Origin of the sequence: Litoribacter ruber, from assembly GCF_018449405.1 — a bacterium.
Classification (GTDB): Bacteria; Bacteroidota; Bacteroidia; order Cytophagales; family Cyclobacteriaceae; genus Litoribacter; species Litoribacter ruber.
Map to the genome: position 1 here is coordinate 1 of NZ_JAHCMY010000036.1, position 2,385 is coordinate 2,385.

Annotated in this window: 2 protein-coding genes; both read left to right on the plus strand. The window is 49.6% G+C overall.

Going from position 1 to position 2,385, the window contains the following annotated elements:
- Positions 1-171: 171 nt before the first annotated feature.
- Entirely contained in the window at positions 172-1,008 is an 837-nt protein-coding gene (locus KI659_RS18450) for a tyrosine-type recombinase/integrase (protein ID WP_317195992.1), read from the plus strand.
- Positions 1,005-2,126 carry an IS91 family transposase gene (locus tag KI659_RS18455; RefSeq protein ID WP_213946866.1) on the plus strand — a complete coding sequence of 374 codons (1,122 nt, stop codon included), beginning with the start codon at positions 1,005-1,007 and terminating at the stop codon, positions 2,124-2,126. The genes KI659_RS18450 and KI659_RS18455 overlap by 4 nt, the downstream gene beginning before the upstream one ends.
- The last annotated feature ends 259 nt before the right edge of the window (positions 2,127-2,385 follow it).

The following is a 2,385-nucleotide window of genomic DNA, read 5'->3' on the forward strand; positions in this document are numbered from 1 at the left end:
CTGTTGCACTAAACCTACGGTAGCTTTCAAAACTGCTCGATATGGTTTAACTTTTATTTTCAATCAAACATCTCTTTTAATCATGAAAAAAAAGCAAACCTTATCGAGACAGCCTGCACCAATGTAGCAGGATTCAGGGAACTTTACGAGAAGTTCCGCCAAAAAATTACTGTGGCCGGCAGAGGTGAGAGCACTCTGCGCAATTATTCCCACCACCTGGCAAAATTGGCCCTTCATTTCAACGATCTACCCACCCAGGTCGACCCGGAGCAGATCAATGATTATCTCTATCTGGTCAAACAGCAGCACAACACCCCTTCCGATTCCTATTTTAAATTTACTGTCTATGCCCTGCGCTTTGCCTACCGCATGGAGGGGCTTAGGGATAAACGCATTGAGCTGCCTTCCATTAAGCGGGATAAGAGACTTCCCGTTGTGTTGAGCAGGGAAGAGGTCAGAAGATTGCTCAAAGCCCCCAAACTTCTCAAGCACCGTGTCCTTATCGGTCTGCTTTACGGCTGTGGTCTAAGGTGCTTTGAGGTACGGAACCTGAAAATATCCGACCTTGACTTTGACAGGAGGATGCTGCATGTACGGCAGGGAAAAGGTAAAAAGGACCGCTATGTTCCTCTTTCCGCTATCCTTTCCCGTGGACTGAAGGCTTACATTGAAGCAGAGAAGCCGTCCGCATGGCTCTTCAACGGCAGGGAACAGGAGATCAACGGGCGTGCGGGAGGTGACTTTGACAGCAGGTACTCCCAAAGAGGGGTCCAATGGGCTTTGAAACAGGCCAAGAAAGATGCCGGCATCACGAAAGATATGACCGTCCATACCCTGCGCCACACCTATGCAACCCACCTGCTGGAAGAAGGTCTTGACATCATGACCATCAAGGAGCTTTTGGGCCACGAATGCATTGATACCACTATGGTCTACCTGCATGTGGCACAGTCGGGAAGGGTCCGGCCATTCAGTCCGCTGGACAGGCTCTATCCCATGGCCGAGTGAGGGCGGACCATGAACTGGCGGATGTACTAAGGCAGCATTGGCATCAGGTAGAACACCATCCAAAAATCAACAGCTGGCAGCTGCGCACCCTATCGGCCCTGAAACGCTGCCGCACATCCGATCTGGGAGGCCATATCGATGCATGCACCGACTGCGGCACTGTCCGCATCAGCTATAACAGCTGCCGGAACAGACACTGCCCCAAGTGCCAGGGCAAAAACAGGGAAAAATGGCTGGCCGACCGGGAGGCAGAACTGCTTCAGGTACCCTACTTCCATGTCGTGTTCACACTGCCGGATACGTTGAACCGGCTGGCGATGCACCAGCCCAAAGCTGTGTATGACAGCCTGTTTGAAGCTGCCTGGAAGACGGTGGCCTGCTTTGCCAAGGACCCGGTACATCTCGGGGCCAAAACAGGCATGATCGCCATCCTGCATACCTGGGGGCAGACATTGACCCTTCATCCGCACATTCATTGCATAGTGCCGGGCGGTGGATTAAGCAAATCGGGAAAATGGAAAACCGCCAGGTCAAAAGGCAAATACCTTTTTCCGGTCAAGGCGATGAGTAAGGTATTCAGGGCAAAGTATGTCAAGGCTATAAAATCCAGGATTCAACCGGATAAAGAACTGATCGGTGAACTATTCAAAAAAGACTGGGTAATCTATGCCAAGCGGCCGTTTGGTCATCCCAAAGCCGTGTTGGAATATCTGGGCAGGTATACACACAAGGTGGCGATTTCCAACCATCGGATCGTGAATATAGATGCCAAAAAGACAACTTTCAGCTATAAAGATTACAGGCAGGGAGCACAAAAGCTGGAAATGAGCCTGGACAATATGGAATTTATCCGCCGCTTCTCCATGCATATCTTACCCAAGGGCCTGGTCCGGATCAGACATTTCGGGATTCTGGGAAGTTCGGCCAAGGCTGTGACCGTTCCCATGGTCCAACGTGAACTTGGTCCGGCAAAGCAGATAAGGGAAGCCAGGGTTCTGGAACAATACAATCCACGCTACTGCCCCTGCTGTCAAAAAGAATCCATGGTCAGCATTCAGCGGATCCAAAAACGCGGACCGCCAAAAACAACCTTTCGTGCCGTTTCTTACAAATTGTAATAGCTAATTTTATCGGCCTGGGATATCTATGCCCAGCTCACAAAAAAACCATCCAAAACAGCCCTATATGGTTTGTTGGATGTATTGAGTTTTTTCAAAAATTGGGCAGAATGCCTTATATAAGGATGACTTTTTTGATTTAATGTTCCTATAAATATCCCAGAGATTCCGACTCAATCCCCATAGTGACTTCACCGGTTCCGTGCAACAGCGTTTTCATGCTTGGCTTTACAAGCCGCACGAAAACTTAGTTGTTAGC